General features: G+C 71.6%; 6 protein-coding genes. 3 read left to right on the plus strand and 3 right to left on the minus strand.

Annotated elements, in window-relative coordinates:
- The first annotated feature begins 399 nt into the window (after window positions 1-399).
- Window positions 400-555: a hypothetical protein gene (locus ABT186_RS40430; RefSeq protein ID WP_351237353.1), complete on the plus strand. Its 156-nt coding sequence runs from the start codon at window positions 400-402 to the stop codon at window positions 553-555.
- Window positions 556-1,637: 1,082 nt separating this feature from the next.
- Here ABT186_RS40430 and ABT186_RS40435 read toward each other — a convergent pair.
- Complete coding sequence (locus ABT186_RS40435) at window positions 1,638-2,195, minus strand: TetR/AcrR family transcriptional regulator (RefSeq protein WP_351929332.1); 558 nt, start codon at window positions 2,193-2,195, stop codon at window positions 1,638-1,640.
- A gap of 90 nt (window positions 2,196-2,285) precedes the next feature.
- Between ABT186_RS40435 and ABT186_RS40440 the strand changes: the two genes are divergently transcribed.
- Entirely contained in the window at window positions 2,286-3,443 is a 1,158-nt protein-coding gene (locus ABT186_RS40440) for an FAD-dependent monooxygenase (RefSeq protein WP_351237357.1), read from the plus strand.
- A gap of 614 nt (window positions 3,444-4,057) precedes the next feature.
- Window positions 4,058-4,873: a polysaccharide deacetylase family protein gene (locus ABT186_RS40445; RefSeq protein ID WP_351237359.1), complete on the plus strand. Its 816-nt coding sequence runs from the start codon at window positions 4,058-4,060 to the stop codon at window positions 4,871-4,873.
- A 170-nt stretch (window positions 4,874-5,043) separates the two neighbouring features.
- Here ABT186_RS40445 and ABT186_RS40450 read toward each other — a convergent pair whose 3' ends face one another.
- On the minus strand, window positions 5,044-6,189 hold the full coding sequence (locus tag ABT186_RS40450) for an RNA polymerase sigma factor (RefSeq protein WP_351929334.1): 1,146 nt from the start codon (window positions 6,187-6,189) through the stop codon (window positions 5,044-5,046).
- Complete coding sequence (locus tag ABT186_RS40455) at window positions 6,182-6,604, minus strand: YciI family protein (protein WP_351929336.1); 423 nt, start codon at window positions 6,602-6,604, stop codon at window positions 6,182-6,184. Before ABT186_RS40455 ends, ABT186_RS40450 begins: the two co-directional genes overlap by 8 nt.
- Window positions 6,605-7,297: the final 693 nt, after the last annotated feature.

A 7,297-nucleotide genomic window follows, 5' to 3' on the forward strand; every position in this document is an offset into this window, starting at 1 on the left:
TGACGGCGATTCGCCTTCCCCTGCCCCGCTACGCGGGAGCGGGCATTCACCCCGGCCCTGAAGGACCGGGCACCCTGCCCGAAAGCAAGGTGGACACCGGATTCGGCTGGCCTAACGACATCAGCATCCACTCGGGGCACCTCGCCGACAACGGTGACCTCCGCGGTTGGGTCGACACGGGAATCACTCCGATCAGCCGCGTCGCGGCGGCGTACGCGGGCGGCCCCGAGCCGGCCGTATGGGAGTGGTACTGGCCGTCCAAGCTGTCCGTCGACCTCGACGTCGCCGATCCCTACACGGACACCGAACTGGCCCGCTCGCTGGGACTGGCTGCACCATGCGTCGGCCCTGGACACCCCCCTCTACGCCTTCCAGACCAGTTATGCCAAGGGAACGACCGTGTCGGCGGCCCGCGAGGTCGTCGCCAACTCCCGTATTTCTTACGCGGCTTACGAGACGGACAACGGCATGAACCACCTCGACCCGGTGTTCGCCGCCGAGCCGCACAACACCCTGACACGCACTCTGGCACCGTTCCTCGCCGAACTGCGGTGAGCGCTCGGATCGGCGCGGCGTCGCACCGAGCCGCGGCGGCCACCACCAGGTCGAGGCCCCTGAGCCGGGAGCGGCAGGCCCGTGCGGCGCCCGAGCCGCAGCGGGCGACGCCGTACCGCCCGCCTTGACGCGACCCTCCGGACGGCCCGCACCGCCGCAGCCAAGGATCACCGCACACCACAACAAGGCCCAGGTCTCCGACCTGGGCCTCAGTGATGGAGCGGGTGACGAGAATCGCTGTTGGCCTGCCCTGCCCGACCCTTCCGACAACCCATGCGGCAGCGGCCGGTGACTGACGTGGTGTTCACGGGCCGCACACCGGCTCACCGCGCCCGTGGAGCCGGCGGCGGGATGCATTCGGTCAGTTCCACGCCGTCGTGCCACAGGCTGCGCAGACCTGGAGTGACCCGACGTGCTCGCCGAGGCCGCAATCGGCTGCGCACCGGGCCGGATCACCTGAGTGGCGGTAGGCCGGACTTTTCATTCGCTCCTTCCATGCCTCCGAGAGGCGGGCGACGTCCTTGTAGCGGCGCTGCGTCTGCGCGGCCGAGCCCGAGCCGGCCCGCAAAGGCCGGTGGCCCATGGGCTGCTGAGATGGCCGAGAGCCGTGACGACGCGCTGTTCTGGAGCCGCCTGGAGGACACCACCGGGGTCGGTTCGGGGCTCCCCGAGCGGCCGTACACCTGGGACGCGAAACTGTTGCTGCGGTGTCCGCCCGATCACGTGGCGATGATCGCCGACTGGTGGCAGCGGCAGGCGATACCGCAACTGGAGGCTCTGCGTCAACCGTCAACGCAGCACGCTGCGGAGCCCGGCGGATGGATCACGACCTTCGAGTCGTTTGCCGACTTTCTCACGGACTGGGGAGAGGTGGTCTCGGAGGCTGAGCGCCGCGGCTGGGGCATTGTCGGCCTACGCTGCCGAACGGCGCCGCGTCGATTCACCGTTCGCAGAGCGAGAGCGAGAGCGGGACGGGACGGGGCGGCCGAGTCCGAACTCCTCCGCACCCCCGGATCCTTACCCAGCCATCAGATGCCGGGGGCCGGGCATGGAGTCGGGCCCCATGACGGCAGGGGGACGGGTTACCGCAGCACCGCCGCCACCAGCCTGCGGATTTCCTGGTCGGACACGCTTCCCCTGCTCACCAGGCGGTCGAAGACCAGTCCGTCCACGCACGTCAGTAACGTGACGGTACGGGCCTCGGCGTCCGCAAAGCCTTGCGCGGCCAGGAAGTCGTGTACGACCCGTCGCCCCGCGTTCTCGCGCGGCACGAGGATCTCCCGCAGCTCGGGGTGATGGACGCTCTCAAGGGCGCACGCGTAGCGCGCGAGGGAGCGCCGCCGTCCCTCCCCCGTCAGCCGCCGTTCGACGAAGGCGTCGATCCCCGCCACCAGTTCCTCTGCGTTCCGCGGTACGGGGGTCCGGCTCCCGATCTCCTGGAGTTCCGCCTGGTCGAGCGCGACCAGGCGCCGGACCAGTGCGGTGAGCAGCGCCTGGCGGGTGCGGTAGTAGGCGGAGGTGGTGCCGGGCGGTAGGCCCGCTGCCCGGTCCACCGCGCGGTGGGTCAGTCCTCGTATCCCGGTATCGGCGATTACTCCGATGGCCGTGTCGGCAAGGACAGTACGTCGATCGTCAGGCACCCCCCATTTCTACACCTGTAGAGGTGAGGAATACCATCCTTCTACATCTGTAGAAGACGTGCGGCAGGGCGGAAGAAGAGGGGGCCGGGGATGGGCGGCAGTGCAGTGGTTGTCGGGGGCGGCATCGGCGGGCTGGCCGCAGCGATCGGCCTGCGCCGGATCGGCTGGGGAGTGACGGTCGTCGAACGCGCTCTCGTCCTGGCCGACGTGGGCGCGGGCATCTCCCTGCACGCCAACGGCATCCGCGCCCTGGACGTGCTCGGTGTCGGCGAAGCGGTACGCGCGGCCGCACGGCCCCAGTACACCGGGGGCACCCGCACTCCCGGCGGCAGCTGGCTCGCCCGGATGGACGGGGCCGCGCTCGAGCGTGAGCTGGGCACACCGATCGTCGGTATCCCCCGGGCCGTGCTGCACCGCGTGCTGCGCGAGGTTCTGCCTCCCTCCCGCCTGGTCATCGGGCACGAGGTGACGTCCGTCGACCGCTCGGGCCCCGGCCGGGTGCGGGTGCCTCTCGAGGACGGCGTCCTGGATGCGGACCTGGTCGTGGCGGCCGACGGAGTGAGCAGCCGGCTGCGCGGCCAGTTGTTCCCCGGCCACCCCGGCCCCGTCTACAGCGGATCGACAGTCCTGCGTGCCATCACCGAGCACCCGGTGTCGTTGCGCACCGACTTCGAACTGACCTGGGGGAAGGGCGCCGAGTTCGGTCACATCGCGTTCACCGACGGCCGGGCCGAGTGGCACGCGGTGCTCAACTCGCCGCCGGGCATACGGCATGCGGACGCCCTTGCCCTGATGCGCCGCCGGTTCGGCGACTGGCACGATCCGATCCCCGCGCTGCTGGACGCGACCCGGTCGGACGCCGTCCTGCACCACGACATCCACGAGCTGGCGACACCCTTGCCCGCCTTCGCCGAAGGCCGGATCGTGCTCGTCGGTGACGCGGCACACGCCATGACCCCGAACCTCGGCCAGGGCGCCTGCCAGGCTCTGGAGGACGCGGCCACACTGGCCGCCGCGCTTGCCACGGAGCCCACCGTCGAATCGGCACTGGCCCGTTACGACGCCGAGCGCCGCCCGCGCAGCCAGTCCGTGGCCCGTGCCGCGCGCCAGGCCGGCCGCATGGGCCAGCAACTGACCCACCCCCTGGCCGTGGCCCTGCGCAACACGGCCCTCCGCCTGGCCCCGTCCCGCGCGACCGTGCGGGCCATCCTGCAGCACGCCGACTGGGCACCGCCGAGCCTGGGCTGACGGCACCGGACCCGCCCCGGCGCCGACCGGCATGCCTGGCTCCATCAGGTCGCCGAGCAACTTCAGGTACCCGGCATCGCCGCGGGGCTTGGGCCCCGCGCGAGGGCGTGCCGCTCGCCTACTGGCTCGCCCACCTCACCGCCGCAGCACCCATGCTCGGCACCCCCGCCGCTGGGGCCCGGAAAGGCGAGATCGCGGAAGCCCGTCGGGTGCGGCTGCCCGACGGCCACCGCCGCCCCGCCGAACCGGCCCGCTCCAGGCCGGGTCCTGCCTGGGCCGGGTCTATGGAAAGCCCCTGACCTCGGCCGAGGCCCGACCCCACTGCTGCGGCACCCTGCTGCCGCTGGGTCCCCTTCCCGACCTGAACAGGACCTGCGAGCCGACGCCATGCTCAGCCCTCCACCGCCGCTCCGGCGTCCAAGCCGCGCAGGCCTTCATCGCGGGCCGGCAGACCACCCGGTCCGGGCTCCCTGGCTCGGGCCTCTCGACTCGGAGCCATCCGACTCCTGGCGCACGCCAGGACTAAAATTTCCCATATGTCCCGCTCATCTCATCGAGGTGATTCCCGTTCCAAGCGGACCCGGGATGCTGCGCCGGCAGACGGGGATCGATGTGTGCGGAACACGACCACGGCCTCATCCCGGATGCGTGCGCCGGCCACGCTGGTGGCCGCGGCAGCGCTGGCGCTCGGCCTGTCCGGCTGCGGTGTCGACGGCGGCACGGCGGGGGCCGGGGTCACGAAGCAGGTGTCGTCGGCGAGCGGCGCGGCGGCCAGGTCCGTCCGGAGCCCCGGCGATTCCGTCGACTGCCGGAAGGCGAAGTGCGTGGCGCTCACCTTCGACGACTCGCCGAGCGTACGCACCCCTCGGATACTGGACATCCTGCGCCGGTACCGCGTGCACGCCACGTTCTTCACGCTGGGCATGATCCACGTCATGAGATACCCGGGGACGGTCAGGCGGATGGCCTCGGAAGGCCACGAGGTGGAAACCCTCACCTGGTCCCACCAGATCCTCACAAAGATCAGCCCGGCCGACGCGCGCAAGGAGATCACCCAGGGCCGCGATGCGGTGGCAAAGGTCATCGGCTACCGACCGGTCCTGCTGCGCCCGCCGCAGGGCCGTACGAGCGTGAGCATCACCGCGATCTGCCGACAGCTCGGCATGGCGCAGATCCTGTGGAGCGCCAGCGCATCCGACTACCGGACCACCGACCCGGCGCTGATCACCCACCGGATCCTGGCCCAGACCGGCCCCGGCGGGATCATCCTGCTGCACGACCGGGTCGACCCCACCAACCGCGGCTACAACGGCACGGTCGCCGCGATCCCCGGCATCATCTCCGCCCTCAAGGCCCGCGGCTACACCTTCGTCACCGTCAGCCGGCTCCTCGCCCCGGCCAAACCCCACCCGGGTGGGGTGTACCAGTGACCGACCACCGCCCCGGCACGCATGAACAAGACCAGTCGCGCCTGCTCAAGCGTGGCCCTGCGAAAGGGGTCTCTTCGTGGACAAGCCTGGGTGAGCCGCTTTTCACTGTGAGGCGACCGCTCTGGACAGCAGGCCGCCCGAGTGCTGCGGGAAATTCCGAGCGCGACCTGTCAGCGACACCGGTGGGAGTTGAGCCGGGCAGCCTGGCGCGTCAGATGGTCGCGCTCGGCGAGGTTGGGTGCCTTTTGGGCCGCCTCGGCGTACAGCCGTGCCGCCGTCGCCAGGTCGCCGTCGCGCTCATGGAGGTACGCCGCCACCGCGGCGTGGCGGGGCAGTGAGGCGTCCAGTGCCGCGAGCGCCGCCAGGCCGGCGCGCGGTCCGTCGGCCTCGCCGACGGCGACCGCGCGGTTGAGCCGGACGACCGGGCTGTCGGTCAGGCGCGTGAGCTCGTCGTACCACTCGACGATCTGCACCCAGTCGGTCTCCTCGGCGGTGGGCGCGTCAGCGTGGAGTGCCGCGATGGCGGCCTGGGCCTGGAATTCGCCCAGCCGGTCGCGGGCGAGGGCCGCCTGCAGGATCTCGACGCCCTCGGCGATCAACTCGGTGTCCCACCGGCCGCGGTCCTGCTCTGCGAGCGGTACCAGGCCGCCGTCGGGCGCGGTCCGGGCGGCGCGCCGGGCGTGGTGGAGCAGCATGAGGGCGAGCAGCCCCGCCACCTCGGGGTGGTCGATCGCGGCCGCGAGCTGCCGGGTGAGCCGGATGGCCTCGGCGGCGAGGTCGACGTCGCCGGAGTAGCCCTCGTTGAAGACCAAGTAGAGGACGCGCAGCACGGTGGCGACGTCGCCGGTCTGGTCGAACCTCACGCCGGAGACCGTGCGCTTGGCCCGGCTGATGCGCTGCGCCATGGTCGCCTCGGGCACCAGGTAGGCCTGGGCGATCTGGCGGGTGGTCAGCCCGCCGACGGCGCGCAGCGTGAGCGCGACCGCGGACGACGGCGTCAGCGACGGGTGGGCGCACAGGAAGTAGAGCTGGAGCGTGTCGTCCACCGCGGGCGCGGGTCCGGGCGCCGGCTCCTCTTCGACCAGATCCTCACGCCGGCGGCGGGCGGCGTCCGCCCGGGTCGCGTCGAGGAACCGGCGCCAGGCCACGGTGACCAGCCAGCCCTTCGGGTCCCACGGCGGGTCGGCCGGCCAGACCCGGACCGCCTCGACCAGCGCGTCCTGCACGGCGTCCTCGGCCGCCGCGAAGTCGGCTCCGCGGCGGACGAGGATGCCGAGCACGCTCGGCGTGAGGCTCCGAAGCAGGGCCTCATCCATGGAAGGCGCACTCCGAGATGGTGGGCGGCGCGCCCAGGAACGGGCGCACCTCGAGCCACTCGTGGATCGGCTTCCCGCCCGCGCCGGGGGCGGCCGACAGCTCCCCGGCCAACTCGATGGCGCGCTCGTAGCTGTCGACGTCGATCACCATCCAGCCGGCGATGAGGTCCTTGGTCTCGGCGAACGGGCCGTCGGTGACCGGCGGGCGCCCCTCACCGTCGTACCGGACCCACGCCCCCTCGGGGGCGAGCGCCTGGCCGTCGACGAACTCGCCGGTCTTCTCCAGCCGGGCCGCGAAGTCGTTCATGTACTGCACGTGGGCCGAGATCTCCTCTGGCGTCCACCGGTCCATCGGCACGTCGTTGACCGCGGCCGGGGCGCCGCGGTAGTGCTTCAACAGCAGGTACTTGGCCATGATGGTTCTCCTCGGTGCTCGTGCGGCCCATTGTGGTCGCGTTCACCTCAGGGACGGAGCCGGCCACGGGTTCTCGACATCACCGTCCGAACTTTTTTGGGCCCTCGTGGATGAGCCTGAGTGGGCCGTCTCGTGGTGTCCGGGTCCACGGCGTGACGCGAGTGAGACGGAGCGAGGCCTTCCAAAATCAGCAGCGACCAAGCAACCAGGAGAGCAAGCAACTGAATCAAAGAGAAGGCCTCGCGTGCATCGCTGTCGAGCGTGGAGGGCATGCACGTCCTCCACGTCACCCGCCACCCCGACGTGGGCGGCGGACAGGGGCTGATGATGCTTGACGTCGAGTCCGACGCCGATCTGACCGGCTGTCCGGAGTGAAGGGGGCGGTCGGTCACGGCCGGCACGTCCAGGTCCCGCACGACGCCCCGTGCTTCGGCACGCCGGTGCGGGTGCGGTGCCCAAAGTGGATCTTGCGCTGCCCCGAACCCTCGTATCGTCGAGGGACCTGGGCCGAGGAGCACGACTTCGCGCCGCCGCGGGCCAAGCTCACCAGCCGGCGGTGGAGTAGCGCTCGTCGGCGGTGAAGGCCATCGGGGTGGACGAGCGCATGTGGCCCCCGAGCAGGATCTCCCCCGCGGGTGGGGGGGGGGCCCGGTTGGGGTGTGGGGGGACACCGGGGCCGCCCCGGGGGATTGT

This window comes from Streptomyces sp. NPDC001634 (genome assembly GCF_040298185.1).
Taxonomy (GTDB): Bacteria; Actinomycetota; Actinomycetes; order Streptomycetales; family Streptomycetaceae; genus Streptomyces.